This is a genomic window from Martelella lutilitoris, assembly GCF_016598595.1.
Lineage (GTDB): Bacteria > Pseudomonadota > Alphaproteobacteria > Rhizobiales > Rhizobiaceae > Martelella > Martelella lutilitoris_A.
The window spans coordinates 4,118,900-4,145,000 of the sequence record NZ_CP066786.1 but is presented as its reverse complement, the minus strand read 5'-3'; the positions used below and the strand labels follow the sequence as shown (position 1 = coordinate 4,145,000).

Here is a 26,101-nt window from a genome sequence, read left to right as displayed (position 1 = left end):
CATCGGACATTATCTCGAGAAGCTGGTCTAAAAAGACTGGCGTCTTTTTAGTTTGTTTTGCGCTCACGGATGAGCGGTCCTTCGGACCTATCCTCCGCGGGGGCGGCGAACGATCGCCGACGCGCTAGCGCGCTGAGGTTTAAAGACGTCGAGTCTGAAAGAAATAAGGCTGCCGACTTTGTTGGGTCGGTGGTCCGATCGTGTTGATGGCATCGTCCGGGTTGTACAAAAGGCCGGACAAAATGATGAACATCAGCAATGAGAACGATCAAGTGTCTTAAGGGCATTTGGTGGATGCCTTGGTATGCACAGGCGATGAAGGACGTGATACGCTGCGAAAAGCCGTGGGGAGCTGCGAATAAGCTTTGATCCATGGATATCCGAATGGGGAAACCCACCTTAGATATCTAGAAAATCATTCCGGTTGGAATGATTTGTCTGGAATTATTTGATCTCACGCCCCGTACCGCAGGTCTTCGACCTGCTGGGGCTGCGATGGCGCGCCGCATCAGCGGCGACGGCCGGTCGGCCTTGCGGTGCTTAGCACCGAATTCTTTTTCCACGTTGGTTTGGGAAATGAAATCCGAAGGAGCCACGCTCCTGAGGCAAGCGCGACTGCGCGTCGGCCATTTTTGGCCGCCCCGTCCGGAGCGAAGCGATCGAAGATCGCGACAGCGTGAGGACAAAACAGATCAGTCGGGTTGCCGATAGGCAACCGGAATGGTTTCTAGATATCGCTAAAAGGTATCTTAATCTGAATACATAGGGTTAAGAAGCGAACGCGGGGAACTGAAACATCTAAGTACCCGTAGGAAAGGACATCAATCGAGACTCCGCAAGTAGTGGCGAGCGAACGCGGATGAGGCCAGTGGCAATGATGAATGAAGCAGAACAGGTTGGGAAGCCTGGCGAGATGGGTGATAGCCCCGTATGCGTAGAACAGTCATTGTCCTTGAGTAGGGCGGGACACGTGAAATCCTGTTCGAACATGGGGCGACCACGCTCCAAGCCTAAGTACTCGTGCATAACCGATAGCGAACCAGTACCGTGAGGGAAAGGTGAAAAGCACCCCGACAAGGGGAGTGAAAGAGAACCTGAAACCGGATGCCTACAAACAGTCGGAGCCCGTTCTTCAAATTCTTCGAATTTGAGAACGTTTTTTATGTCTCGCGCCCCGTACCGCAGGTCTTCGACCTGCTGGGGCTGCGACGGCGCGCCGCATAAGCGGCGACGGCCGGTCGGCCTACGGGCGCCAATTGGCGTCGTTGTAGCGCGACCGCGCGTCGGCCATTATTGGCCGCCCCGTCCGGAGCGAAGCGATCTAGGATCGCGACAGCGTGAGGACAGAAGATACGGCGAACAAATGCGAAGCATTTGATGAGCGGGTGACGGCGTACCTTTTGTATAATGGGTCAACGACTTAGTGTATCTAGCAAGCTTAAGCCGGTAGGTGGAGGCGCAGCGAAAGCGAGTCTTAATAGGGCGATTGAGTTAGATGCATTAGACCCGAAACCGAGTGATCTAGCCATGAGCAGGTTGAAGGTTGGGTAACACCAACTGGAGGACCGAACCCGCATCTGTTGCAATAGATTGGGATGACTTGTGGCTAGGGGTGAAAGGCCAATCAAACTCGGAGATAGCTGGTTCTCCGCGAAATCTATTTAGGTAGAGCGTTGAATGAATACCCTCGGGGGTAGAGCACTGGATGGGCTATGGGGACTCACCGTCTTACTGATCCTAACCAAACTGCGAATACCGAGGAGTACTGTTCAGCAGACACACGGCGGGTGCTAACGTCCGTCGTGAAAAGGGCAACAACCCTGACCTCCAGCTAAGGTCCCCAAGTCATGGCTAAGTGGGAAAGGATGTGAGGATCCCAAAACAACCAGGATGTTGGCTTAGAAGCAGCCATCATTTAAAGAAAGCGTAACAGCTCACTGGTCTAAATAAGGGTCTTTGCGCCGAAAATGTACCGGGGCTCAAGCCATGCACCGAAGCTGAGGATGTGGATTTATCCACGTGGTAGCGGAGCGTTCCGTAGGCTGATGAAGGGAGACCCGTGAGGGCTCCTGGAGGTATCGGAAGTGCGAATGTTGACATGAGTAACGATAAAGAGGGTGAGAGACCCTCTCGCCGAAAGACCAAGGGTTCCTGCTTAAAGTTAATCTGAGCAGGGTTAGCCGGCCCCTAAGACGAGGCGGAAACGCGTAGTCGATGGGAACCACGTTAATATTCGTGGGCCAGGCGGTGGTGACGGATTGCACAAATCGTACATTCTTATTGGATTGAGTGTGCGGTGGAGCGGTTCCAGGAAATAGCCCCGTCGTGAGACCGTACCCGAAACCGACACAGGTGGTCAGGTAGAGTATACCAAGGCGCTTGAGAGAACTGCGTTGAAGGAACTCGGCAAATTGCACGCGTAACTTCGGAAGAAGCGTGACCCTTTGATACGCAAGTATCGGAGGGTGGCACAGACCAGGGGGTAGCGACTGTTTATCAAAAACACAGGGCTCTGCGAAGTCTTTAAGACGACGTATAGGGTCTGACGCCTGCCCGGTGCTGGAAGGTTAAGAGGAGATGTGCAAGCATTGAATCGAAGCCCCAGTAAACGGCGGCCGTAACTATAACGGTCCTAAGGTAGCGAAATTCCTTGTCGGGTAAGTTCCGACCTGCACGAATGGCGTAACGACTTCCCCGCTGTCTCCAACGCAGACTCAGTGAAATTGAATTCCCCGTGAAGATGCGGGGTTCCTGCGGTCAGACGGAAAGACCCCGTGCACCTTTACTATAGCTTTACACTGGCATTCGCCAAGGCATGTGTAGGATAGGTGGTAGGCTTTGAAGCAGGGACGCCAGTTCTTGTGGAGCCATCCTTGAAATACCACCCTTATCTTCGTGGATGTCTAACCGCGATCCGTGATCCGGATCCGGGACAGTGTATGGTGGGTAGTTTGACTGGGGCGGTCGCCTCCTAAAGAGTAACGGAGGCGCGCGATGGTGGGCTCAGACCGGTCGGAAATCGGTCGTCGAGTGCAATGGCATAAGCCCGCCTGACTGCGAGACTGACAAGTCGAGCAGAGACGAAAGTCGGTCATAGTGATCCGGTGGTCCCGCGTGGAAGGGCCATCGCTCAACGGATAAAAGGTACGCCGGGGATAACAGGCTGATGACCCCCAAGAGTCCATATCGACGGGGTTGTTTGGCACCTCGATGTCGGCTCATCGCATCCTGGGGCTGGAGCAGGTCCCAAGGGTTTGGCTGTTCGCCAATTAAAGCGGTACGTGAGCTGGGTTCAGAACGTCGTGAGACAGTTCGGTCCCTATCTGCCGTGGGTGTAGGAATATTGACAGGATCTGTCCCTAGTACGAGAGGACCGGGATGGACGTATCTCTGGTGGACCTGTTGTGGCGCCAGCCGCATAGCAGGGTAGCTATATACGGAATGGATAACCGCTGAAGGCATCTAAGCGGGAAACCAACCTGAAAACGAGTGTTCCCTATCAGAGCCGTTGTAGACGACAACGTTGATAGGCCGGGTGTGGAAGCGCAGCAATGTGTGAAGCTTACCGGTACTAATCGCTCGATCGGCTTGATCGTTCTCATTGTTCATGTTCATCGCAACGCGATGAACACGATCTTTTTGTCCTGACGCTGTCGCGGCTTCGCCGCTGCGCTCCGACGGGCCGCTTCGCGACGCAGGCAAGCTGCTGAGGGTCGTCCCTCGACAGGCATTGCGACTGCTGACTGACGAAGCGCCAATACAACAACAGACCTCACGTCCTTGTATCCTTGCTCCTGCATCGCGGGGGAAGGCCGAAGCCAAAGGCTTCGCAAGGCCGACCGGCCGCCGGCGCTCATGCGCCGCCCCGTCCGGAGCGAAGCGGCGCAAGCCGCGACAGCGTGAGGACAAAACAAACCCTTCCAGCTTCTCGAAAACATGCTGCATTTGGCCGACCTGGTGGCTATGGCGGGGTCCTTAACACCCGTTCCCATTCCGAACACGGCCGTGAAATGCCCCAGCGCTGATGGTACTTTGTCTTAAGGCACGGGAGAGTAAGTCGCTGCCAGGTCTGCCAAATGCAACATTGTTTATGTGTTCACGCTATCGTGGCCTTCGGCCACGCTGCACACGGCGCGCCGAACAATCGGCGACGCGCGGTCGCGCTGAGCAAAGAATATCTTCTCACAACAATACGGCGACTGCCGATAACAAGCCGCCGCAAAAGGCGGCTTTTTTGTTGCCGCAAACATAACGCGGGGTGGAGCAGCCCGGTAGCTCGTCAGGCTCATAACCTGAAGGCCGCAGGTTCAAATCCTGCCCCCGCAACCAACAAGACAAACAAACCCGTCGCAACAGCGGCGGGTTTTGTCGTTCTTCTAGACTCGCAAAGGGCTTGCCGCTTCGTCCAGGCTAGGAACCGACCCAGTTCACCGGCACGCATATCGACCATCGGGATGACACGGGCTTCACCGCGGATGGCGCATTCGTTTCGCTCGATGCACCGCGCCACGCGGGAAGGGCCAGTTGGCCGGGCATCAACTCCGCTGATAGGCTCCGGGTGACATGCCGACATGACGGCAGAAGGCTGTGTTGAAGGCGCTGACCGAAGCATAACCGACCCGTTGGGCGATTTCCGCCTTTGCGACCTTCTGGTGCAAAAGCTGCTTTGCAAGTGCCATGCGCCAGCCCGTGACATAGTTCATCGGTGTCACGCCAATCTCGCGCTGGAAGCGGGCATAGAAAGTCGACCGGGACATTGATGGGCCTGGTCAAAGGCATCGCGGCGGATTATGCCGTAAAAAACATACGGGCCAACGCCCTTCTTCCGGGCGGCACAGACACGGGGATGGCGGGCGATCAATCGCAGGAGGATTGGGCCGCCGGTCTCCATGCGATGAAGCGGATAGCCCAGCCGGAAGAAATCGCGCAGGCCGCGTTGTTTTTTGGCGGGGCCTGCATCGAGCTTCGTGACAGGTTCCGCGCTATTCGCGGACGGCGGAAATTCGGCGGTGAAATAGGCGGTATCTTTCACCGCGGTCGTTTGGGCTGAACGGCTCGAACGACCGATCCGGGTAGAAAGCGGTTCCAAGCCCATGAAGCATGAATGGCCGCTCAGCTCATTATCTGAGTTCAAACCCGCCAGTCCGGAAAGCTCCCCCGTTTCTGCCGGTCCGGAAGGCCGCCCGTTTCGGTCGTTCAAGCGCGTTCTCGATTTCCCTGAAAGCTGCCGATCCGCGCAGGTCGCTGCAGTGTCTATCCTGTCCCGACCGGATGGAACTGCTACTTCCATGCCTATGTAAAATGTCAGACAGAGACGTTTCCGGTCAGGCATTGCTCTGGAAATCCGGCATCGGCAACGCCAACTATGTACAGAATGATCGAGAGCCAGCGGCCGAGCGGTACGACGGAAGCGACGCGCTAAAAGATGACGGTAGATTTCGACTTCGACAACAGCTACGCGCGTCTCGGCGCCGCCTTCCACCGGCCAACCGTGCCGTCGCCCGTCGCCGCGCCGCGTCTCCTGAAGCTGAACCGGCCACTCGCCGAGGAACTCGGGCTCGACGCAGATATGTTGGACAATGGTGAAGGGACTGAAGTCTTAGCCGGCAACCGGCTCCCAGCAGGCGCCGAGCCGCTCGCGGCCGCTTACGCCGGACATCAATTCGGAAACTTCGTGCCGCAACTCGGCGATGGGCGCGCCATCCTCCTCGGCGAGGCCGTCGACCGACAGGGTCGGCGTCGCGACATTCAACTGAAGGGGGCCGGCCCCACCATCTTCTCGCGCAGCGGCGACGGACGGGCAGCGCTCGGCCCGGTCCTGCGCGAGTATCTCGTCAGCGAGGCCATGGCCGCGCTCGGAATCCCAACCACGCGGGCGCTGGCCGCGGTCGCGACGGGAGAGCGGGTCTACCGGGAAACGGCCCTGCCGGGCGCGGTCCTGACACGGGTCGCCTCCAGCCATATCCGCGTCGGCACGTTTCAGTTCTTCGCGGCACGGGGCGACAACGAAGCGGTTCGAAAACTCGCCGACCATGTGATCGACAGGCATTACCCCGAGGCCGCAGGCGCTTCCAATCCCTACCGCGCTCTTCTCCAGGGCGTCTGCACCCGCCAGGCGGAACTCGTCGCGCGCTGGATGCAGATCGGCTTCGTGCACGGCGTCATGAACACCGACAATATGTCGATCGCCGGGGAAACGATCGACTACGGCCCGTGCGCCTTCCTCGACGCCTACGATCCCGCGACCGTCTTTTCCTCGATCGACCGGAACGGGCGTTACGCCTACGCCAACCAGGCCCGCATTGCGCACTGGAACCTCGCCCGTCTGGCAGAATGTCTGCTTCCGCATCTCGATCCGGACGAAAACAAAGCCATTGAAGCCGCGCAGGAGGTCCTCTCCGGCTTTGCGGACGCGTTCAACACCGCTTATGTCGACGGCTTTCGCGCGAAGATCGGTTTGCAGACACCGCAAAAGGAAGACGCCGCGTTGATCGAGGATCTTCTTGGTCGCATGGCACGGCAGAAGGCGGACTTCACCCTGACCTTCCGCAATCTCGGCAAAGCGGCGGAAAGCGAGCAGGCCGACGGGGCGGTGCGCGGTCTCTTTGCTGATCCAACCGCCTACGACGACTGGGCGGCGCGCTGGCGTCAGCGCCTCGAGGCCGAACCGGGAGAGCCGGGTGAACGTCGCGCTGCGATGGATGCGGTGAACCCGGCGATCATTCCGCGCAACCACCTCGTCGAGGAAGCGCTTGCCGCCGCGATGGCCGGCGACCTGGCACCCTTCGAACGCTTGAACGAAGCGCTGGCCACGCCCTTCGAGGATCAGGCGGCGTTCGCCGATTATGCCGGCCTTCCGCCGGTGCCCGAGACGGCCTACCGTACCTTCTGCGGCACGTAAACGCGTGGCCTGCGAGCGACGCAATCCTATTCGGCGGACCGGGGATCGGCTCTTTCAATGGAGCCACCGCATCTCGCTTCACATCGGGCGTCATCATTTCTTTGAAGCCACACCCTTCAGGGTCGCTTTGTCCAACATGGCCTCCGCGAGCAACCTCTCCAGCCGGGCATTCTCACCCTCGAACGCCTTGAGCTTGCGGGCTCAGGCCACCGAATATGATCATTGCGGCGAGCGGCATCATGCCGCCGACCGGACATCGGCTGGGGGCGGAATCTGTGCCGGGCAGGTCGGGACTTTCGCCGAAAGAGCTTCGCTTCGATAATGGAGAGCATTTCCGGCCCGCAAGGGATCACCGGAAATGACCTCTGGCTACACGCATGGCCGGACAACTGTGCCCGAGAGCCCATCAGGTCAGGAGGCTTCTGCCACTTCCGGCGGTTCCCTGGCGCCGGTCATGAAGGCGACGGCATCGGACATGGTGTGGTCCTTCGGGTTGATGACGCAGAGCCGCCGGCCGAGGCGATGGACATGGATGCGATCGGCCACCTCGAAGACATGCGGCATGTTGTGCGAGATCAGGATGATCGGAATACCGCGCGACCGGACGTCGAGGATCAGCTCCAGCACCCGGCGGGATTCCTTGACGCCGAGCGCGGCCGTCGGTTCGTCAAGAATGATGACCTTGGAGCCGAAAGCCGCAGCCCGCGCCACCGCCACGCCCTGTCTCTGTCCACCCGAAAGCGTTTCCACCGCCTGATTGATGTTCTGAATGGTCATCAGACCGAGATCGTTCAGCTTTTCGCGGGCGACCCGTTCCATCTCCGGGCGGTCGAGCTGGCGGAAGACCTTGCCCATGAAGCCGGATTTGCGCAATTCGCGCCCCATGAACATATTGTCGGCAATCGACAGCGCCGGCGACATGGCAAGTGTCTGGTAGACCGTCTCGATACCGGCTTCGCGGGCATCGTTCGGCGAGGTGAATTTGAGGCGTCGCCCATCCATGTGGATCTCGCCGGAGTCCGGAAGCACGGCGCCGGAGATCGCCTTGATCAGCGTCGACTTGCCTGCACCGTTGTCGCCGATCACCGCCAGGATTTCCCCCGGCATGAGGTCGAAATCGCAATGATCGAGCGCCGTCACCTTGCCGTAGCGCTTGACGAGGTTGCGTGCCTTCAGAAGCGGTTCGGTCATAGTGATACCTTTCTGATCCATTGATCGAGGGCCACGGCGGCGATGATCAGCAGGCCGATCAGGAGATAGGTCCACTGGGCGTCCGCCCCCATGAGCCTGAGGCCCAGCGTGAAGACGCCGACGATCAGCGCGCCGAACAGCGTGCCAAGAACCGAGCCGCGCCCGCCGAAGAGTGAAATGCCGCCGATCACCACGGCGGTGATGGATTCGATATTGCTCAGCTGGCCCGAAGTCGGCGAAACCGAGCCGATCCGCCCGATCAGGGCCCAGCCTGCGAAGGCGCAGATCAGGCCGGACAGGACATAGACCGAAATCAGCGTGCGCCTGACGTTGACGCCGGCGAGTTCCGCGGCTTCGGGATCGTCGCCGACGGCGTAGACATGGCGGCCCCAGGCCGTCTGACGCAGGACATAGGCAAGCACCATCACCAGCACGATCATGAAGATCACGCCATAGGTGAAGACCGCCCCGCCCAGTGAGATCTTGTTGCCGAAGAATTGCAGAAGCGGGGCGTTGGCCTCGATCTCCTGTGCCCTTATGGTCTCGTTGGCCGAATAGAGAAAATTCGTCGCCAGCGCGATCTGCCACATGCCGAGCGTGACGATGAAGGGCGGCAGCTTGACGCGGGCGACCAGGAACCCGTTGATGAACCCGACGGCTGCGCCGCAGGCAAGTCCGCAGACAATCGCCACGCTGGGCGGAAGACCGTAGCGAAATGTGAATTGTCCCATGATAACGGAACTCAGAACCATGATCGCGCCGACGGAAAGATCGATTCCCGCCGTCAGGATGACGAGACTTTGCGCCGCCGCGACAATGCCGATGATCTGGACCTGCTGCAGGATCAGTGTCAGCGCGAAAGGCGAGAAGAATTTCGAGCCCAGCAGTGCACCAAAGACCGCGATCGACAGCAAGAGCACGATCAGCGGCACCAGTGCCGGCGTCTTGTGCAGGGCATGCTGGATCTTGTCGATCAGCCACTCCGGTTCCTGCGCGAATTCAGCGACCTTCGCGGGGCTTTGCGCCAGCGAGGATTCGTAGTCATCCCGCCGTGCCGTCGGTTCCTGCATGTTTCTCACTCCCGAATGTCTCCAGGCACGCAAACCGGACGCTCCGGCCCGCCAGCCTGGCTATCGAAAAACGGGGAGGCCGGTTTGCGGCCTCTCCCAAGGGGTAGAAGAATAGGGATCAACCCCAGCAGAGCTTCATGCCCTCTTCGGCGGAGATCGACTCCACGCCGTCAACCGGGTGATCGGTCACCAGGGTGACGCCGGTATCGTAGAAATTCTTGCCCTCGGTCAGCATCGGCTTGGTTCCGTCGGCGGCAAACGCCGCGATCGCCTCAATGCCTTTCGAGGCCATCAGCAGCGGATATTGCTGCGACGTGGCGCCGATGACCCCGTCGGCGACGTTCTGGACACCGGGGCAACCGCCATCGACAGAGACGATCATGACGTCGTTTTCCCGGCCGATGGATTTCAGCGCCTGATAGGCACCGGCCGCAGCCGGCTCGTTGATCGTGTAGACGACGTTGATCATCGGGTCCTTGGCGAGCAGGTTTTCCATGGCGCGCTGTCCGCCCTCTTCATTGCCGGCCGTGACATCGTTGCCGACGATGCGCGGATCGGTCTCGTCTCCCCAGCGATTGGGGTCGCCCAGATCGATGCCGAAACCCTGCAGGAAGCCCTGGTCGCGCATGACATCGACGGAGGGCTGGCTGACGCCGAGATCGAGCATGGCGATCCGGGCATTGGCGGCCTCGTCGCCGAGCCTTGCGGCAGCCCAGGCGCCGATCAGTTCACCGGCCTTGAAATTGTCGGTGGCGAACGTCGCGTCGGCAGCGTCGATCGGTTCCAGCGAGGTATCGAGCGCGATGACGAGGATGCCGGCATTGCGGGCCTGCTCGACCGAGGGGACAATCGCCGAACTGTCGGACGGCGTGATCAGTATGCCCTTGGCACCGTCGGCAATGCAGGTTTCGACAGCCTGAACCTGGGTTTCATGGTCTCCGTCGATCTTGCCCGCAAAGGTTTTCAGGTCGATTCCGAGTTCCTTGGCCTTGGCGACAGCGCCCTCCTTCATCTTGACGAAGAAGGGATTGGTATCCGTCTTGGTGATCAGGCAGGCCGAGGTGTCGGCTGCCTGCGCGTTCCCGGCAAGAACCGCGACGCCCAGCGCGGTCGCGCAGCAAAGGGCTTTCGCACGCGAAGTGTTGAATAGCATGAAATGTCTCCTCCGTTGACCGTCAGGCTCTCCCAAGCCTGCGTGTGCTGCGGCAAGCGCCGCGATGTCCATAGGAAGCACGATGGAGATGCCCTTTGTCAAGATATTAAATCACTCCGATTTATTTATTGCGTTCAATTTACAATCCGCAGAATATATTGCACCAAGGGCGGAGGATGGAGCTTGAAACGTGACGACGCATTTATCCGGAGACGGTCAGGGAAATAAGAACCTGACGACTTCAAGAGGATCGAACCAATCGGGTGTGCGCGCCCATAATGAACGGCTGGTGTTGTCCACGATCCGCCGCAACGGCCCGCTGGCCAAGGCCGAGATTGCGCGCAGGACCGGGCTTTCGATCCAGACAAGCGCCGTAATCGTGCGTTCCCTGGAGCAGGAAGGCCTTTTGAAACGTGGCGAGCCGGTGCGCGGCCGAATCGGCCAACCATCGGTTCCGATGGGGCTGGCTCCAGATGGCGCCTTCTTCTTCGGCCTCAAAATCGGACGCCGATCGGCCGATATCGTCCTGCTCAATTTCATCGGCGATGTTCTGGACAGCGCCCATCTCGTCTACGACTATCCGCGTCTCGACGATATGATGGCTTTCGTCCTGCCGGCGATTGCCGGAATGCGGGCCACCGTCCCGCAGGAGCGTCTGGCCGGCCTCGGCATTGCCATACCGTTCCGCATCTGGGACTGGGCGCGTATCGCCGGCGCCCCGGCCGGCCGGATGGATGAGTGGCGTACCCGCGACATCCGCGCGGAGCTGGAGGCCAGTCTCGGGTTGCCGGTCTACCTGCAAAATGACGCCTCGGCGGCCTGTGGCGCGGAACTGGCCTTCGGCAAGGGACAGCGCCCGCAAGATTTCCTGCATTTCTTCATCGGCTATTTCATTGGCGGCGGTCTGGTGCTCGACAACCGGCTATACACCGGTCGTTCCGGCAATGCGGCAGCCTTAGGCTCCCTGCCGATCGCGCAGGCGGATGGCTCGTATCGTCAACTGGCGGACACGGCTTCGCTCTGCCTGCTGGAGCGGGCGATGGCCTTGGCCGGGCAATCTAGTGAATGCCTTTGGGGGCCGCCGGATGACTGGGTGGTCGAAGCCAGCCTGCTGGAGCCGTGGCTGGACGAGACCTGCAGGAGCCTGGCCGTTGCTATCATAGCCTCCTGCTGCGTCGTCGATGTCGGAACCGTGCTGATCGATGGCTGGCTGCCGGGCAATGTCCGGGCCGAAATCGTCGCGAGAACGGCGGCGATCCTCGATCGCACCGACGCCCCCGGCATCGAGAAACCCGAAATTGCCGAAGGCACGATCGGGCCGAACGGACGCTCTCTCGGTGCCGCCAGCCTGCCTCTTTCCGACCGTTATCTCGTCGACCTCAACGCCGTGCTGGTTGCGGGATAGGCAGCCCCATCTGCCGCGCGCCGGACAGCGCTTGGCGGATGATGACGAAATGCGCTGGACCAGCGCAACTTCGGTCGCTCCTGCTGTGGCTCGGACGTTCAGCCCTTCCGTGCTGGCGCGGTCGACTGCCTATTGAGCAGCTCGACGCCGATGCTGATCCTTTTTGCCGGGCTGTCGGGGAAGGACGCTCTCTCGGCGAGAAGCTTGACGGCTGCGATCCCCAGTTCCCGCCGGTCGATGCCGACCGTCGTCAGGGACGGCATGGCGTGCGCACCGATCGGCAGGCCGTCGAAGCCGACGACCGATATGTCGTCGGGAACGGAAAGCCCCATGTCCCTGATCGCCTGGATTGCGCTCATTGCGACGACGTCCGATACACAGAACAGCGCCGTCGGGCGCCGCTCCATGCCGGCAAGATGTTTGGCGACTGCGGGACCCGCATTCATGCTGATCATGTCGGTCGAACCCAGGTCGAGAATATGGCGCGTATGATCGAATGTGATGCCCGCGCTCTCCAGCGCATCCCGGAAGCCGATTTCGCGCTGGGCGATCGAGACCCGATAGACATGCGTGACGTGAAGAATTTCGGTGTGTCCGAGTTCGAGCAGGTGGCGGGTCGCCGCCCAGCCGCCGAAATAATAATCGGGCGCAACGCTCGGGAAATTCATCGACTGATCGATCCCGTTGACCAGGACGCCCGGTATTCCGCCCTGCTGCATCTCTTCCAGCAGCCGCGGTTCGTCAATGCCCATCAAAATGGCGGCTTTCGGAAGCGCTTTCCACGAGCGTTCTCCGCGCTTGGAAAGCGCTTCGTCGAGGATGGAAACTTCAACCGTCACGCCTTGCGCGGTGGCCTCGGAAACGATCCCGTCGATGATATCGCCATAAAACGCATCATTGCCGACCATCCTCCCATAGGTGAACAGCGTGACCGTCGAGGGCAGCGTCCGGGGCGGCTGGTTTTCATATTCCAGATAGCCGATCGCCTGCGCCGCGCGCAAAACGGCGTCGCGGTTTCGCCGGCTGACGCCCCGCCGATTGTTGAGGGCCTTGGAGGCTGTTGCGAGCGAAACGCCGGCGGCGGCGGCGACATCCGTCAGCTTTGCGGAGGAGCGGGCGGGTCTGGTGTCTGTGGCATCCTGCCTGTCTTCCGCGTTTGGATTCTTGCCTGGATGCGCCGGTTCCATTGTTTCACTCATCGGTTTTCTTCCCTTCGATTTCGAGAAATACACGAAAGCGCGTCGACCACAAGCGTGTGGAAAATCAAAGCGTAATATAGAAAAAATAGAAAATAAAGAAAAATAGGAAAATTATGGTTGACTGAGAAAATAGTCGGGACCAATATGCCCGCCAACGATTGGTCGTCGTCCTGTCTGCCTCTGGCATTCAAAACGGCGACTGATTTCAAAGGTGGAGCAGCCTTCGGGCGGGCGGAGATATGCCAAAGCGTCCCGGGTTCAGGAGATCATGGCATCGCCGCGCGACGTGGTGGGTCGCCGTAGTACGTTGTCTAGGAAAGTTTGCCCAATGAACGATATGTTTCCTGTTCACGACGAGGGACGGATCATTCCGCCGATCGCGGCAGAAACCCAGCAGGATCTCGAGGCGGTCAAGGCCGATATTCTCGGCAGTATTGAGCGGAATGCCCCCCGGATCGGGTCGCGCAATCCGATGATTGGCGCCGGCGCGGACGATCACCGCTGGCTCTATCCCGAAATCGGCTACTTCTGGACGGATTCATTCTGGATCGGCGAGCTCTGGCTCGCGCACATGCTGACAGGCGATCAGCGCTACAAGAACATGGCGCGGATGCGCAACCTGCATCTCGAGCGCATTCTCAACACGCCGCTGTGGCTGAGCCATGACCTCGGCTTTCTGTTCTCTCTCTCCGCCGTTGCCGACTACAAGCTCACCGGCAACCAGCAGGCGCGCACGCTCGCCCTGCGGGCGGCTGATGCCCTGAAGGGCCGCTTCAACTGGGCCGGCGACTACCTGGTGGCATGGACGGCAAGCCGGGAGAATATGGAACACGCGGCCAAGGTTCAGGGAAAGGTCATCATCGATTCCATCCAGAACCTTTCGCTGCTGCTCTGGGCCTATCAGGAAACCTGCATCGCCTCCTATCGCGATGCGGCCCTCCGGCATGCGGAAACCCTTAAGAAGCACATCGTGCGCAGCGACTACAGCACCTTCCACACCTTCGATTTCGATACCTCCACCGCCATGCCGATCGGCGGCAATACGGCGCAGGGTTATGCGGACGCTTCGTGCTGGAGCCGCGGCCAGGCCTGGGGCATTCACGGTTTCGCGCAACTGGCCGAAACCACCGGCAATCTCGAATTTCTCGAACTGAGCGCCAAGCTGGCCGACTATGCCCTTGAGAAGATGGGCGACGATTACGTCCCTGACTGGGATTATCTGCTTCCGGCCGGCGAAGAGCGGATCAAGGACAGTTCCGCCGGCGCCGTCACATCATCGGGGCTGTTCATTCTGGCCGACGTGCTTTGTCGGATCGGCGATCAAAAGCGCGGCCAGCATTACCGGACCGCCGCCCTGAAAATGCTGTTTGCGCTACGTGAACGGCATGACCTGACGGGCGACCCTGATGCGGAAGGCCTGCTCTCCGCCGGCGCGTCGCACGTGCACGGCGCGAAGGCGCAAGGGCGCCCCAACCTGGCGAACGCCATGCTTCCATACGGAGATTACTACTATTTCGAGGCCGTTCTGAGGGGCCTTGGATATCGCCAGTTTTTCTGGTGACCACAGCGAAGACGAGTATACCAACAACAAATCGGGAGAGAGAAATGAAATTTCGATCACTTATGATCGCAGTGACCTGCATTGCGGGGCTTATGGCTACCGGAGCCGAGGCCAAAACCTACAAGTTCGCGACCAACACCACAGCCGATGTCGGACCTGGCGCTCTGATCGGCGAATTCGTCGAAGCCGTTGACGAAAGAACGGATGGCCGGGTCAAGATCAAGGTCTTTGCGAACGGCGTTCTGGGCAGCCAGGAAGACTATCTTCAGCAGATCCAGAAAGGCGTCGTCGATCTCGGGCTCGTCAACAGCGCCACGCTGGAGAACATCATTCCCGAATTTTCGGTCGTGAACCTGCCTTACGTGTTCCGTACGCTTGACGAATACGGCAAGGTGATGAGCAATCCCGAAATTCAGGATATGCTTTTCGAATCGGCAGAAAGCCACAATTTCGTTCCGCTGGGCTTTTTCTCCAACGGCTTCCGTAGCCTCACCCTGACCAAGCCGGTCAACACGATGGCGGACCTGAAGGGCATGAAGATCCGAACTCTCTCCAGTCAGACCTATGTCGACATGTACACGGCATTCGGTGCGGTTCCGACGCCGATGGCATTCGGCGATGTCTTCCCCGCGCTGCAGCAGGGTGTGATCGACGGCGCTGGCGGCTCCCTGAGCGGCCTTTACGACCTCAACTACGGTCAAGCCGCCAAGTACGCCGCTCTCACGGAGCATACCCGCCTGACCGACTTCGTCGTCGTTAGCGACAAGTTCCGCGAAAGTCTGAGCCCGGAAGACATGGCGATCGTTCAGGAAGAGTTGATGAAGGTCAGCCTCAAGTCGCTTGAATTCATCGACAGCCAGTTCGCCCGCAGCGCAGAGCTCGGAGCTGAAAAATTCGGCGTTACCATTGTCGAGATCGACAAGGCGCCGTTCATGGAAGCTGTCCAGCCGATGTATCAGGAAGCTGCTGAGGATCCGAAGAAGCGCGCATTGCTCGAAGCGATTTTTGCGATCGAAGGCCGTCAGCTCTGATCCTGCTTTCGACTGGATGTACGGTCGTCGGGCCAGAGCCTGATACGCGGCAGTCCTTGTCTTGCCGCCCGGGCTTTGGCTTCCCTTTCTGGCGCTTCCGGTCTTGAAGCATGCAGGGCTTCCCCCAATGCCCTCGCGACCCGTATTTGCTCTTCGGATCGCGGCTGAAAATCGACCGCAACACGCTTTGCGGTATGTTCCGGGAACTGGTCCTATGCAGCAAACCAACGAACTTCCGAACTCTACCCTTACCCATACGCTTGGTCGCGCCTATGCGCTTTTCGGGAAGCTGCTCGGCGCGGTCCTGATGGCCTTGACCCTGGCCATGAGTGCGATGATCACCTATCAGGTTGTCGCGCGATATGTTTTCAATGCGCCAAGCACCCTGACGGAAGGTCTGCTGCGCTATTCCCTGATCTGGCTCGGGCTTCTGGGGGCTGGCTACTGCTTCATGAGCGGCCAGCACCTGAACCTGCCGCTGGTTCTGGAAATGTTGCCAAAGCGGCGCGCGGGCTTTCTCAAGACGGTCAATGCCTGGCTATGCCTGCTTTTCGGCCTCATTCTTTCCTGGTCGGGCTACAACGCGATCTTCGAGAATTCGCGGATGATGGCGCCGATCATCAATATCTCCATCGGCACGCTTCAAAGCGTTCTTCTGATTTCCGGCGTCATGACCGTCGTCTCGCAATGCGTCGAGCTGCTTCGGTTGCGCCGCGCTGGCGAGGCCTCGATTTCCGCGATCGCAATGTCTGCCGTCGTCATTCTGTTCGTCTTCGCGCTGATCTGGTGGTTCTCCGGCACGTCTGTCTACGAATACCTCGTCTATGAACGGCTTGAACTGTTTTCGGTTGTCGTGCTTTTCGGCGTGTTCTTCGTTCTTCTTGCGATCGGGACGCCCATTGCCGTCGGACTGGCGATCTCGGGCATGCTGACGATCAGTCTCCAGCTCGATCCGGCAACCGTGTTTACGACGAGCGGCGAGAAGCTGTTCAACAGCCTGGACAATTTCGGCTTTCTGGCGCTGCCCTGCTTCGTGCTGGCGGGCAATATCATGACGCAGGCCGGTATCGCCCGGCGCCTGATCGACCTCGCCATGCTGATCGGCCGGCGCATTCCGGGCAACCTCTGGCATTCCAACGTCATCGCCAACATGCTGTTCGGCTGCCTTTCCGGCTCCGGCATCGCGGCAGCGACGGCGATTGGCAGCATGATCGCGCCCGTGGCGGAAGAGAAGAAATACGATATGCCGTTCACGACCGCCGTCAATGCGGCCTCGGCACCTGCCGGCATGCTGATCCCTCCATCGGGACCGTTCATCATCTATTCGCTGATCAGCGGCGGGTCCGCATCGATCGTGGCGCTTTTCCTTGCCGGCTACGTTCCGGGCATCATCATGGGCCTGTCTGTCATGGTCGTGGCCTATATCTACGCCCGCCGCAACAAATACCCGACCGACAAGTCGCCCTACAGGGTCTCCGAGGTCATGGTGACGGTGTGGAAGGCGCTGCCGAGCCTTACCCTCGTTCTGGTCGTGATCGGCGGTATCGTCGGCGGTGTTTTCACGGCGGTGGAGGGGGGCGGCATCGCCGTCTTCTACAGTCTCCTGCTCGCCATCGTCTATCGCAGCCTGACCTGGAAGCAGCTGATCCGGGCGACCTACCAGACCGCGATCACCGCCGGAGTGATCCTGCTGCTGATCGCGGCATCCGGGCTGATGAGCTGGAGCATGACGTTTGCCAGCATTCCCGACAGCATCGGCACGTTCCTGACGAGCATCAGCGACAGCAAGTATGCCATCCTTCTCCTGATCAATATCAGCCTGTTGGTCGGTGGCGTCTTCATGGATATGTCGGCGGCCCTGCTGATCTTCACCCCGATCCTCTATCCCGTGGTCACGGCCATGGGCGTCGATCCGGTGCATTTCGGCGTGGTGATGATCTACAACCTGTGCATGGGCGTCGTGACCCCGCCGGTTGGCACGGTTCTGTTCGTGTCCTGCGGCATTACCGGCCAGCCCATCACCCGCGTGGTCCGGCCGCTGCTGCCGATCTTTTTCGTACAGATCGCCGGCCTGCTGCTGATCACATACATCCCCGAACTCAGTCTGTTCCTGCCGCGGCTGTTCGGGATGTAGACGCAAGGGCCGACGATCGGGTTCAATCATCAAGGCCCCCTTCAAGGGGGCTTTCGGACCATCAGTCAGGAATACCAGGCAAATGGCGTATTATTCAAAGTTCTCTGAAAACCCGATGCGGACGCGCACCGATTTCCAGACCCTTGTCAGGGATCTCATCGCACCGGTCGCCGGCTATATCGAGCGTCAGGGCGCGCGTGTCGATTTTGACGAAGGGGCCGCCGTCTACCCGATGGCTTCCAGTTCGCTCGAGGGCGTTGCACGTCCACTTTGGGGCCTCATTCCACTGACGGTCGGTGCCGGCGATGATTGCGGCTGGTGGACCCTGATGCGCCGCGTGATTTCCGAAGGCACGGACCCGGAGCACCCCGACTACTGGGGCCCGACGCAGAGCCCGTCGCAGCACAGCGTGGAAATGGCCGCAATCGGCGTCATGCTGATGGCCGCGCCGGAAGCCGCCTTTTTTCCGTTTTCCGATCGGGAAAAGGACAATCTGCTGCGCTGGCTCGAAGAGATCCAGCATGTCGTTCTCGTCGACAACAACTGGCTGTTCTTTGCCGTCCTCGTCCAGGAAGGCCTGCGCAAGATCGGGCGCGCTGATCTCATCGACCAGGAACTGCAGGACAGATACATCCAGCGTGTCAGCGAGTGGTATCTGGGCGATGGCTGGTATGGCGACGGCCCGACATTGCCCATCGATCACTACGGCGCCTTCGCCATTCATTTCTATGCGCTGCTCTACGTCCATTTTGCCAGGGATCCGAAACCGGCGCTGGTCAAGGCCTTTCGCGAGCGGGCCTCGGCCTTCCTGGTGCCGTTCTCCTACTGGTTTGCCGAAACCGGCGAAGGCCTGATGGTCGGTCGGTCGCTCACCTACCGGTTCGCCATGGCGGCCTTCTGGGGCATGGCGGCCGTCTGCGAGCTGGACGGGATGAGCCCCGGTCAGATCAAGGGCATCTGGGCCCGCCAGCTGCGCAGCTGGCGCGACAAGCCGATCTTCACGGCCGACGGGCTGATGACCCGCGGCTATTATTATCCGAACCTCATCATGTGCGAGGACTACAATTCTCCCACCTCGCCCTATTGGGCGATGAAGGCGTTCATGCCGCTGGCACTGTCGGAGAATTCGGCATTCTGGCAGGCGGAGGAGGAGCCTCTGCCGTGCCTGCAGAAAGTGTACCCGATGCCGGCGAACAATACGATCGCGCAGCGGATCGAAGGCCACAGCGTGGTTCACTACGGCGCGCCTGTGCGTGCCGACGTGCAGCCGGACAAATACAACAAGTTCGCCTATTCCACAAATTTCGGCATGGAGATCAACGCCCTGCAATATGCCGAGGAATTCCGCTTCGGCGACAATATCCTCGCCTTCAGCTTCGATCGTGGGATCAACTGGCAGATGCGGCGCAGCAACAGTTTCAGCCGGCTCGACGGCCGCACGCTGTCGCTTGGCTGGAGCACCGGCGAGCAGGTCGTGGAAACGACCATCGAGGTCGCCGATGACGGCAGCTTTACACGCCGCCATGTGTTCGAACTCGCACGACCGGCCTTCGTCGCCGAAAGCGGCTTTGCCGTGGACCAGTGGTATGAGGAGGCGGAGGTTCTGGCGCCGGAGGCGGGCGCGGCCGAAGCCCGCCTGCTGATGCAGGATCGCGATCGCGTTGATATCATGAAGGCAGAAGCCGTCATCGCCGTCCGCGGCGCGAACGGTCTGTCGGCGATTCGCAGTCTCGACGCCTATCCGAAATTTGCCGGCGCAGCCCGCAGGACGCATACCAATCTGAGCGCGCCAAGAACTGTTACGCCGTTCCTGCTGGCGCGCTTGCCGGCAGGGCAGCACACGCTCACGCACGAGTTCCTTGTCTCCTCACGCCGCGACACCGATATTGCCGACCTGCTGGACTAGCGATCACAGGCAGGACGCAGTCGCGCCCGATGTGCGTCCATGATGCCCGAAACGTTTCGGGTCTTAGGCCTTGCCGGCCCTGCCGCCGGTTGGCAAGATAGGTGCGGAAACGGCGCCGGACAATTGATTTGCGCCTCGGGACAAAATGACCACTTTGAAAGACCTCAGTCATGCCCTCGGGCTTTCGGTAACCCAGGTCAGCCGGGCGCTGAACGGCCACAGCGATGTGAGTGCGGCCACCCGGGAACGCGTGGTGGACGCGGCCAAGAGATTGAATTATATGCCCAACGTCTCGGCGCGTCGGCTGGTTTCCGGCCGCTCCGGCACGGTTGGTCTGGTCTTCCGAAATCGTTCGGAAGTGCCGCCCGATACGCTCTTTGTGGAAACGACATGTGGGCTTTCGGAGTTCTTTGCAGAGCACGATCTTCAGTTCATGCTGCATGTCGGCCGGCTGGCGGATGACGAGATCAAGGTCTACCGGCGGCTGGTCGACAGCCGTACGCTCGACGGCTTCGTGATCCTCAATCCGGCTGTCGACGACCGTCGCATCGCCTTCCTGCGCGAGCGGGAAGTGCCCTTCGTGGTTCATGGCCGCGCCGCGCCCGATAGCGCCCATCCCTATTTCGATATCGATAATGAAGAGGTTGCTCATCGTCTCACGCGCCATCTCATCGAGCGAGGCCACCGTCGCATTGCCTTCATCAATGGTCTCCGCTCGCTGACATTCGTCGAGGCCCGTCAGAGAGGCTATGCCCGCGCGCTCGCCGAGGCGGGGATCGTCTATGATGAGACGCTGCACGTCGCGGTCGAGATGACGGAAAGCGCGGGCCTGGTCGAAAGCGTGCGGCTTGTCGCCCACACGACCGAGCGCCCGACGGCGGTGATCTGCGGTAACACACGGATTGCAAAGGGTGTTTACCACGCGGTCGAGGCCACGGGATTGTCGATCCCCGAGGATGTCTCCGTGGTCGCCCATGACGACCTGCTGTTCGAGTTCGACTCCGAGCGCTTCAACCCGCCGCTCACCGTCACCGCCAGTGCCTTGTCGGAAAGCTGGAAGCCGATGGCAACCTTTCTCGCCCGGGCCATCGATGGCGGCTATCCGCTTGCCCAGATGCAGGAAATCGGCCGCACCGTGTTCATCGAGCGCGCTTCCGTCGCTGCCGCGTAAGGCCGCCGTCCGCGGCCCTTCGATTTTGTCCCGTTGACAGAACGCATTTGCGGGCATACCTTCCCGAAACGTTTCGGATTTTCGTTAAATCAAGAAACGGTGTTCGCCGATATGGGAGTGTCGGCTGTCTTCAAGGGAGGAAATCATGGTCAAGCGACTGAACAGACTGGCATATCTAGCCGCAGGTGGAGCGCTTTTCGCAAGCCTTGCGGTCCCCGCTTTCGCCGTCGAGGTCACCATCGTTTCGGGTGACACGGGCACGGCTGTGCAGAACTTCAGGGAACTGGTGAAGCCGTGGGAGGAAAAGACCGGCAACACCGCCAAGATCGTGCCGATGCCGTCGTCGACCACGGATCAGTTCGGTCAGTACCGCCTCTGGCTTGCCGCCGGCAATGCCGATGTCGATCTCTACCAGACCGACGTCATCTGGGCGCCGCAGCTTGCCGATCATTTCGTCGATTTGAGCGATGCCGCCAAGGATGTCATCGACGACTATTTCCCCTCGATCATCGAATCGCAAACCGTTGACGGCAAGCTCGTGGCGATGCCGATCTTCACCGATGCGCCGGCGCTCTACTACCGCAAGGACCTGCTCGAGAAATACGGCAAGGAGCCGCCGAAAACCTGGCCGGAACTCGCCGAGACCGCCAAGGAAATCCAGGACGGCGAGCGTGCCGACGGCAATGCCGACATGTGGGGCTATGTCTGGCAGGGCAACGCTTATGAAGGCCTGACCTGCGACGCGCTCGAATGGGTGAAGTCCTATGGCGGCGGTCAGATCGTCGAGACGGACGGCTCCATCTCGATCAACAATCCCGAAGCCGCGGCCGCTGTCGAAGAGGCAGCCTCCTGGGTCGGCACGATCTCGCCGGAAGGCGTGCTCGCCTACATGGAAGAGGAGGCCCGCGGCGTCTGGCAGACGGGCAATGCCGTGTTCATGCGTAACTGGCCCTATGCCTATGCGCTGGGCAATGACGATTCGAGCCCGATCAAGGGCCAGTTCGACGTGACGACGCTGCCGGCGGGGCCCGATGGCGGTTCGCCCGCGGCAACGCTTGGCGGCTGGAATGTCGCGGTGTCGAAATACAGCAAGAACCAGGAGGCTGCGATCTCGCTTGCCATGTATCTGGCCGGCCCCGAGGCGCAGAAGGAGCGCGCCCTGAAGCAGACCAACCTGCCGACGCTGGTTGCGCTCTACGACGACGCCGAGATTGCCGAGAAGCAGCCCATCATTCCGCGCTGGAAAGAGGTGTTCCTGAACGCCGTTCCGCGCCCGTCCGCGCCTACCAAGGGCAAGTATAACGAGGTCTCCTCGCTGTTCTGGTCGGCCGTCCACAACACGCTGGCCGGCGACGGCACTGCCGCTGAAAACCTCGAAATCCTCGAGATCGATCTTGAGGATCTGAAGGGCAGCGGCTGGTAACGCTCCTTTGTTGGTCGGGGCGGCATTTGCCTGCCGCCCCATCTTCCATCGGCCGCGCCGGAAATGGCTGCGGCAGTAACCGACAGGAAACGGGCCATGACCGAAACCTCGTCCGCGCTTCCCCCCGCCACAGGCGGCGGGCGCGAGCGAAGCCTTGAGGATCAGCGCCGCCGCGCCGCCTTCTGGTTTCTCGTGCCGATGCTGGTGATGCTGTTCTGCGTCGCCGCCTGGCCGCTTTTGCGGTCCATCTATTTCTCCTTCACCGATACCACGCTCGACAATCTCTATGGCGGCACTTGGATCGGCTTCGACAACTATCTCTATCGCCGCGAGCTTTCCTCCGGCCGGGTCATCTGGCGGGGCACGCTTGCCGATGCCGCCTGGTGGAATGCGGTGTGGAACACGGTGCGCTTTTCGGTCATCTCGGTGTCGATCGAAACCGTGCTCGGCCTCATGGTGGCGCTGGTGCTCAATGCCCGCTTCGTCGGGCGCGGCATCGTGCGCGCCGCGATCCTGATTCCCTGGGCGATCCCGACCATCGTTTCGGCCAGGATGTGGGGCCTGATGTTCAACGACCAGTTCGGCATCATCAACGACATGCTGCTGAAACTCGGCCTCATCGACCACAAGATCGCCTGGACCGCCAATATCGATACCGCGATGATCGCGGTTCTGATCGTCGATATCTGGAAGACGACGCCGTTCATGGCGCTGCTCTGCCTTGCCGGCCTGCAGATGATCCCGCGTGACATCTACGAGGCGGCGAAGGTCGATGGCGTCAATCCGGTGAAGGTGTTCTTCCGGGTGACGCTGCCGCTGGTCCGCCCGGCGCTGATGGTGGCGGTGATTTTCCGCATGCTCGACGCGCTCAGGATCTTCGACCTGATCTATGTGCTGACGCCGAATTCGGCGGCCACCAAGACGATGTCGATCATCAGTCGCGAGAACATGATCGACTTCAACAAGTTCGCCTATGGCTCGGCGCAGTCGACGCTGCTGTTCACCATCATCGCGCTGTTCGTCATCCTCTATATCTGGCTCGGCCGTGTCGATCTCGGCGGGAAGGATGCGCGATGACTGCCACCGACATCCTCAAGAAGGTCGCCTTCTACTTCGCCGTTCTCTTGATCGTCGTTGTTGCGGTGTTCCCGTTCTATTACGCGATCCTGACGAGCCTCGAGACCGGTACGGCGCTGTTCCGGGTCAATTACCTGCCGGAGGTCATCGACTTCGCCAACTATGTCTCGGTGCTGACGGCGCGCAACTTTCCGCGGTCGGTGCTGAACTCGGTGTTCATCGCCTCCGTCACGGTGCTCGGCGCGCTTTTTCTCGCCGTCACCGCGTCCTATGCGCTGGCCCGCGTCCGGTTTCGCGGCAGGGCGCTGCTGCTCATGACCATCCTGGCGGTCTCGATGTTTCCGCAGATTGCGGTGCTTGCCGGCCTGTTCGAGCTGGTCCGCTTCCTCGGCATCTTCAACACGCCGTGGGCGATGATCCTCTCCTACACGATCTTCACCCTGCCGTTCACCGTCTGGGTGCTGACCACCTTCATGCGCGATCTGCCGCTTGAAATCGAGGAGGCGGCGATCGTCGACGGCGCCACGCCATGGATCATCATCACCCAAGTGTTCCTGCCGCTTCTGTGGCCGGCGCTGGTGACGACCGGACTTCTCGCCTTCATCGCGGCCTGGAACGAGTTCCTGTTCGCGCTCACCTTCACCGCATCCGAGACCCAGCGCACGGTGCCGGTCGCGATCGCGCTTCTGTCCGGCGCATCGCAGTTTGAAACCCCGTGGGGCACCATCATGGCCGCGTCCGTCCTCGTCACGGTGCCGCTGGTGCTGCTCGTTCTCATCTTCCAGCGCAAGATCGTCTCCGGCCTCACTGCCGGTGGGGTCAAGGGCTGACGGGAGGCAAAAATGGCTCAGATTGAACTGAAAAAACTCCGCAAATCCTTCGGCGTCATCGAGGTCATCAAGGGTATCGACCTTGAGATCCAGAAGGGCGAATTCATGGTCTTCGTCGGCCCGTCCGGCTGCGGCAAGTCGACGCTCCTGCGGCTGATCTGCGGGCTCGAAAGCATTAGCGGAGGCGAGCTGCTGTTCGACGGCCAAAGGATGAATAACGTCATCCCGTCGAAACGCGGCATCGCAATGGTGTTCCAGTCCTATGCGCTCTACCCGCACATGACCGTGTACAAGAACATGTCTTTCGGCATGAAGCTTGCCGGTGCGTCCTCCGGCGAGATGGATCAGCGCGTGAGAAAAGCGGCCGAAATGCTGCAGATCGAGCATCTGCTCAACCGGCTGCCGCGCCAGCTTTCCGGCGGCCAGCGCCAGCGCGTGGCGATCGGCCGGGCGATCGTGCGCGATCCGCGCGTGTTCCTGTTCGATGAACCGCTGTCGAATCTCGATGCGGCGCTGCGTGTCGCGACCCGTCTCGAAATCGCCCGGCTGCATCATGAAATGGACAACGTCACCATGGTCTATGTGACGCATGACCAGGTGGAAGCGATGACACTGGCGGACCGGATCTGCGTGCTGCGCGACGGCCGGGTGGAGCAGGTGGGCACGCCCTCCGAACTCTACGAAAAGCCCGCCAATCTTTTTGTCGCCGGCTTCATCGGTTCGCCGAAGATGAACTTTCTCAGTGGCGCCTTTGCCGAAAAATTCGATTGCGCCACACTCGGCATCAGGCCGGAGCATATCGATATCGTCGGCGCCGGCAACGGGCTGTGGCAGGGCAAGGTCATCCACACGGAGGATCTCGGCTCCGACCACCATCTGTTCGTCGATATCGGGGCCGAGGAGCCGCTGACGGTGCGCCAGGGCGGCAAGCTCGACACCGTGATTGGCTCCGCGGTGTCACTGGCGCCGTCTGACCCCGGCTTCATCCATCGCTTCGACAAGGACGGTTTGCCGCTTCCGGAAATCGTGACGGCGACTTGAGCATTCGGAAATCGAGGGCCGGGTTCGCCGGCGCCTCCAGCATGAAGGAAGAAAACGATGACGATCAGAACCCTCGTCTGGGGTGAAAACGTACATGAGCAGACCAACAAGACGGTCGCGAAACTCTATCCCGACGGCATGCATGCCTGCATCGCCGGCGCGCTGAACAAGGATGCCGGCATAACCGCCGAAACCGCGGTGCTGCAGGATGCCGAGCACGGGCTGACGGCCGAGCGGCTCGCCAACACCGATGTGCTGATCTGGTGGGGCCATGCGGCCCATGGCGATGTCGACGACACGGTCGTCGAGCGCGTCTGCGAGGCGGTCTGGGGCGGCATGGGCATGATCTTCCTGCATTCCGCCCACTTCTCCAAGCCATTCAAGCGACTGATGGGCGCGCCCTGCAACCTCACCTGGCGCGAGGCGGGCGAGCGCGAGCGGCTGTGGGTGACCTCCCGCAACCACCCGATCGCAGCCGGCATCGACAATTATTTCGAGCTCGAGAACGAGGAAATGTACGGCGAGCCCTTCGGCGTGCCGGAGCCTCTGGAGACCGTGTTCGTCAGCTGGTTCCAGGGCGGCGAGGTGTTCCGCTCCGGCCTCACCTACAAGCGCGGCGCGGGCAATGTCTTCTACTTCCGCCCCGGCCACGAGACCTACCCGACCTATCACAACGAAAACGTTCTGAAGGTGATCGCCAACGCCGTGCACTGGGCCCACAACCCGCTCGCCCGCGTTGCGGATCCGACCGATGCGCCGAACGTCCCCGTCGACAAGGCCCCGGAAAAGATCGAGGAACGCGGCGAGAAGCTGCACGCGGCCGGCGAGGCCGGGTTCCGGTAAGGGCGGTTTTGCAAACGGAGATCGCCCCTTGCTCCAACCGGTCTCCCCCCTTGAGGGGGAGATGTCGCGAAAGCGACAGAGAGGGGGGTAAAGGGTGCAAGCCCTAAAAGCCGCAATCGCGTGCTCTTTGAGAGGGGGCGCCCACCTCTGCCCCTGCCGGGGCAT

General features: G+C 60.5%; 16 protein-coding genes, 1 tRNA gene, 2 rRNA genes and 2 pseudogenes. 16 read left to right on the top strand and 5 right to left on the bottom strand.

The features are described 5' to 3' along the window. Nucleotides 1-266: 266 nt before the first annotated feature. The 3 genes from JET14_RS19555 to JET14_RS19545 all read left to right on the top strand — a co-directional run bounded on the left by JET14_RS19555 (nucleotide 267) and on the right by JET14_RS19545 (nucleotide 4,329). Nucleotides 267-3,596 (top strand): 23S ribosomal RNA (locus tag JET14_RS19555). Between the two features lie 357 nt (nucleotides 3,597-3,953). Further along, nucleotides 3,954-4,069, top strand: a 5S ribosomal RNA gene (rrf, locus tag JET14_RS19550). 183 nt (nucleotides 4,070-4,252) lie between these two features. Further along, nucleotides 4,253-4,329: transfer RNA gene (locus tag JET14_RS19545), tRNA-Met, on the top strand. Nucleotides 4,330-4,535: 206 nt separating this feature from the next. On the opposite strand, the pseudogene JET14_RS19540 reads toward JET14_RS19545, so the two are convergent. Further along, nucleotides 4,536-4,760 (bottom strand): annotated as a pseudogene (locus JET14_RS19540) (helix-turn-helix domain-containing protein); the annotation flags it as partial. On the opposite strand from JET14_RS19540, the pseudogene JET14_RS19535 reads away from it, so the two are divergent. Together JET14_RS19535 and JET14_RS19530 are read left to right on the top strand one after the other, a co-directional pair. Continuing rightward, nucleotides 4,754-5,018 (top strand): annotated as a pseudogene (locus tag JET14_RS19535) (SDR family oxidoreductase); the annotation flags it as partial. The pseudogenes JET14_RS19540 and JET14_RS19535 overlap by 7 nt on opposite strands. A gap of 407 nt (nucleotides 5,019-5,425) precedes the next feature. Beyond that, on the top strand, nucleotides 5,426-6,901 hold the full coding sequence (locus tag JET14_RS19530; RefSeq protein ID WP_200335775.1) for a protein adenylyltransferase SelO: 1,476 nt from the start codon (nucleotides 5,426-5,428) through the stop codon (nucleotides 6,899-6,901). Between the two features lie 411 nt (nucleotides 6,902-7,312). On the opposite strand, the gene JET14_RS19525 is transcribed toward JET14_RS19530, so the two are convergent. The 3 genes from JET14_RS19525 to JET14_RS19515 form a co-directional block, all read right to left on the bottom strand. Then, nucleotides 7,313-8,113 (bottom strand): ATP-binding cassette domain-containing protein, encoded by an 801-nt coding sequence (locus JET14_RS19525; RefSeq protein WP_200335774.1) that lies wholly within the window; start codon nucleotides 8,111-8,113, stop codon nucleotides 7,313-7,315. Continuing rightward, nucleotides 8,089-9,162: an ABC transporter permease gene (locus JET14_RS19520; protein ID WP_200335773.1), complete on the bottom strand. Its 1,074-nt coding sequence runs from the start codon at nucleotides 9,160-9,162 to the stop codon at nucleotides 8,089-8,091. The genes JET14_RS19525 and JET14_RS19520 overlap by 25 nt, the downstream gene beginning before the upstream one ends. Before the next feature lie 118 nt (nucleotides 9,163-9,280). Continuing rightward, nucleotides 9,281-10,315 (bottom strand): sugar ABC transporter substrate-binding protein, encoded by a 1,035-nt coding sequence (locus tag JET14_RS19515; protein ID WP_200335772.1) that lies wholly within the window; start codon nucleotides 10,313-10,315, stop codon nucleotides 9,281-9,283. Nucleotides 10,316-10,604: 289 nt separating this feature from the next. Here JET14_RS19515 and JET14_RS19510 point away from each other — a divergent pair, with 289 nt between their 5' ends. Next, entirely contained in the window at nucleotides 10,605-11,720 is a 1,116-nt protein-coding gene (locus JET14_RS19510) for an ROK family transcriptional regulator (protein ID WP_246750386.1), read from the top strand. A gap of 98 nt (nucleotides 11,721-11,818) precedes the next feature. Here JET14_RS19510 and JET14_RS19505 read toward each other — a convergent pair whose 3' ends face one another. Then, entirely contained in the window at nucleotides 11,819-12,919 is a 1,101-nt protein-coding gene (locus JET14_RS19505; RefSeq protein WP_200335768.1) for a LacI family DNA-binding transcriptional regulator, read from the bottom strand. A gap of 268 nt (nucleotides 12,920-13,187) precedes the next feature. Here JET14_RS19505 and JET14_RS19500 point away from each other — a divergent pair, with 268 nt between their 5' ends. From JET14_RS19500 to JET14_RS19455, 10 genes are all read left to right on the top strand, one after another. Continuing rightward, nucleotides 13,188-14,480, top strand: a complete 1,293-nt coding sequence (locus JET14_RS19500; RefSeq protein ID WP_200335766.1) for a glycoside hydrolase family 88 protein — start codon at nucleotides 13,188-13,190, stop codon at nucleotides 14,478-14,480. Beyond that, complete coding sequence (gene dctP / locus JET14_RS19495; protein WP_200335765.1) at nucleotides 14,477-15,511, top strand: TRAP transporter substrate-binding protein DctP; 1,035 nt, start codon at nucleotides 14,477-14,479, stop codon at nucleotides 15,509-15,511. The genes JET14_RS19500 and dctP overlap by 4 nt, the downstream gene beginning before the upstream one ends. Nucleotides 15,512-15,725: 214 nt before the next feature. Further along, on the top strand, nucleotides 15,726-17,645 hold the full coding sequence (locus JET14_RS19490; protein ID WP_200335764.1) for a TRAP transporter large permease subunit: 1,920 nt from the start codon (nucleotides 15,726-15,728) through the stop codon (nucleotides 17,643-17,645). A gap of 82 nt (nucleotides 17,646-17,727) precedes the next feature. Further along, complete coding sequence (locus tag JET14_RS19485; protein WP_200335763.1) at nucleotides 17,728-19,551, top strand: DUF2264 domain-containing protein; 1,824 nt, start codon at nucleotides 17,728-17,730, stop codon at nucleotides 19,549-19,551. A gap of 145 nt (nucleotides 19,552-19,696) precedes the next feature. Then, complete coding sequence (locus tag JET14_RS19480) at nucleotides 19,697-20,722, top strand: substrate-binding domain-containing protein (protein WP_200335762.1); 1,026 nt, start codon at nucleotides 19,697-19,699, stop codon at nucleotides 20,720-20,722. Nucleotides 20,723-20,867: 145 nt separating this feature from the next. Continuing rightward, a complete protein-coding gene (locus tag JET14_RS19475; protein WP_200335757.1) occupies nucleotides 20,868-22,145 on the top strand; it encodes an ABC transporter substrate-binding protein in 1,278 nt (425 codons plus the stop codon). A 96-nt stretch (nucleotides 22,146-22,241) separates the two neighbouring features. After that, the gene (locus tag JET14_RS19470) at nucleotides 22,242-23,222 is read left to right on the top strand and encodes a carbohydrate ABC transporter permease (protein WP_024709199.1); all 981 of its coding nucleotides are present in this window, start codon (nucleotides 22,242-22,244) and stop codon (nucleotides 23,220-23,222) included. Further along, nucleotides 23,219-24,052, top strand: a complete 834-nt coding sequence (locus tag JET14_RS19465) for a carbohydrate ABC transporter permease (RefSeq protein ID WP_200335756.1) — start codon at nucleotides 23,219-23,221, stop codon at nucleotides 24,050-24,052. The genes JET14_RS19470 and JET14_RS19465 overlap by 4 nt, the downstream gene beginning before the upstream one ends. A gap of 12 nt (nucleotides 24,053-24,064) precedes the next feature. Then, entirely contained in the window at nucleotides 24,065-25,093 is a 1,029-nt protein-coding gene (locus JET14_RS19460; RefSeq protein ID WP_200335755.1) for an ABC transporter ATP-binding protein, read from the top strand. Between the two features lie 57 nt (nucleotides 25,094-25,150). After that, nucleotides 25,151-25,936 carry a ThuA domain-containing protein gene (locus JET14_RS19455; RefSeq protein ID WP_200335754.1) on the top strand — a complete coding sequence of 262 codons (786 nt, stop codon included), beginning with the start codon at nucleotides 25,151-25,153 and terminating at the stop codon, nucleotides 25,934-25,936. Nucleotides 25,937-26,101: the final 165 nt, after the last annotated feature.

Bases quoted from the DNA above. Each gene is read 5' to 3' on its own strand.
- JET14_RS19480 (WP_200335762.1), top strand. From the start codon at position 19,697: ATGACCACTTTGAAAGACCTCAGTCATGCCCTCGGGCTTTCGGTAACC.
- JET14_RS19490 (WP_200335764.1), top strand. From the start codon at position 15,726: ATGCAGCAAACCAACGAACTTCCGAACTCTACCCTTACCCATACGCTT.
- JET14_RS19530 (WP_200335775.1), top strand. From the start codon at position 5,426: ATGACGGTAGATTTCGACTTCGACAACAGCTACGCGCGTCTCGGCGCC.
- JET14_RS19460 (WP_200335755.1), top strand. From the start codon at position 24,065: ATGGCTCAGATTGAACTGAAAAAACTCCGCAAATCCTTCGGCGTCATC.
- JET14_RS19475 (WP_200335757.1), top strand. From the start codon at position 20,868: ATGGTCAAGCGACTGAACAGACTGGCATATCTAGCCGCAGGTGGAGCG.
- JET14_RS19500 (WP_200335766.1), top strand. From the start codon at position 13,188: ATGGCATCGCCGCGCGACGTGGTGGGTCGCCGTAGTACGTTGTCTAGG.
- JET14_RS19470 (WP_024709199.1), top strand. From the start codon at position 22,242: ATGACCGAAACCTCGTCCGCGCTTCCCCCCGCCACAGGCGGCGGGCGC.
- JET14_RS19525 (WP_200335774.1), bottom strand. From the start codon at position 8,113: ATGGATCAGAAAGGTATCACTATGACCGAACCGCTTCTGAAGGCACGC.
- JET14_RS19515 (WP_200335772.1), bottom strand. From the start codon at position 10,315: ATGCTATTCAACACTTCGCGTGCGAAAGCCCTTTGCTGCGCGACCGCG.
- JET14_RS19505 (WP_200335768.1), bottom strand. From the start codon at position 12,919: ATGAGTGAAACAATGGAACCGGCGCATCCAGGCAAGAATCCAAACGCG.
- JET14_RS19465 (WP_200335756.1), top strand. From the start codon at position 23,219: ATGACTGCCACCGACATCCTCAAGAAGGTCGCCTTCTACTTCGCCGTT.
- JET14_RS19485 (WP_200335763.1), top strand. From the start codon at position 17,728: ATGGCGTATTATTCAAAGTTCTCTGAAAACCCGATGCGGACGCGCACC.
- JET14_RS19455 (WP_200335754.1), top strand. From the start codon at position 25,151: ATGACGATCAGAACCCTCGTCTGGGGTGAAAACGTACATGAGCAGACC.
- JET14_RS19520 (WP_200335773.1), bottom strand. From the start codon at position 9,162: ATGCAGGAACCGACGGCACGGCGGGATGACTACGAATCCTCGCTGGCG.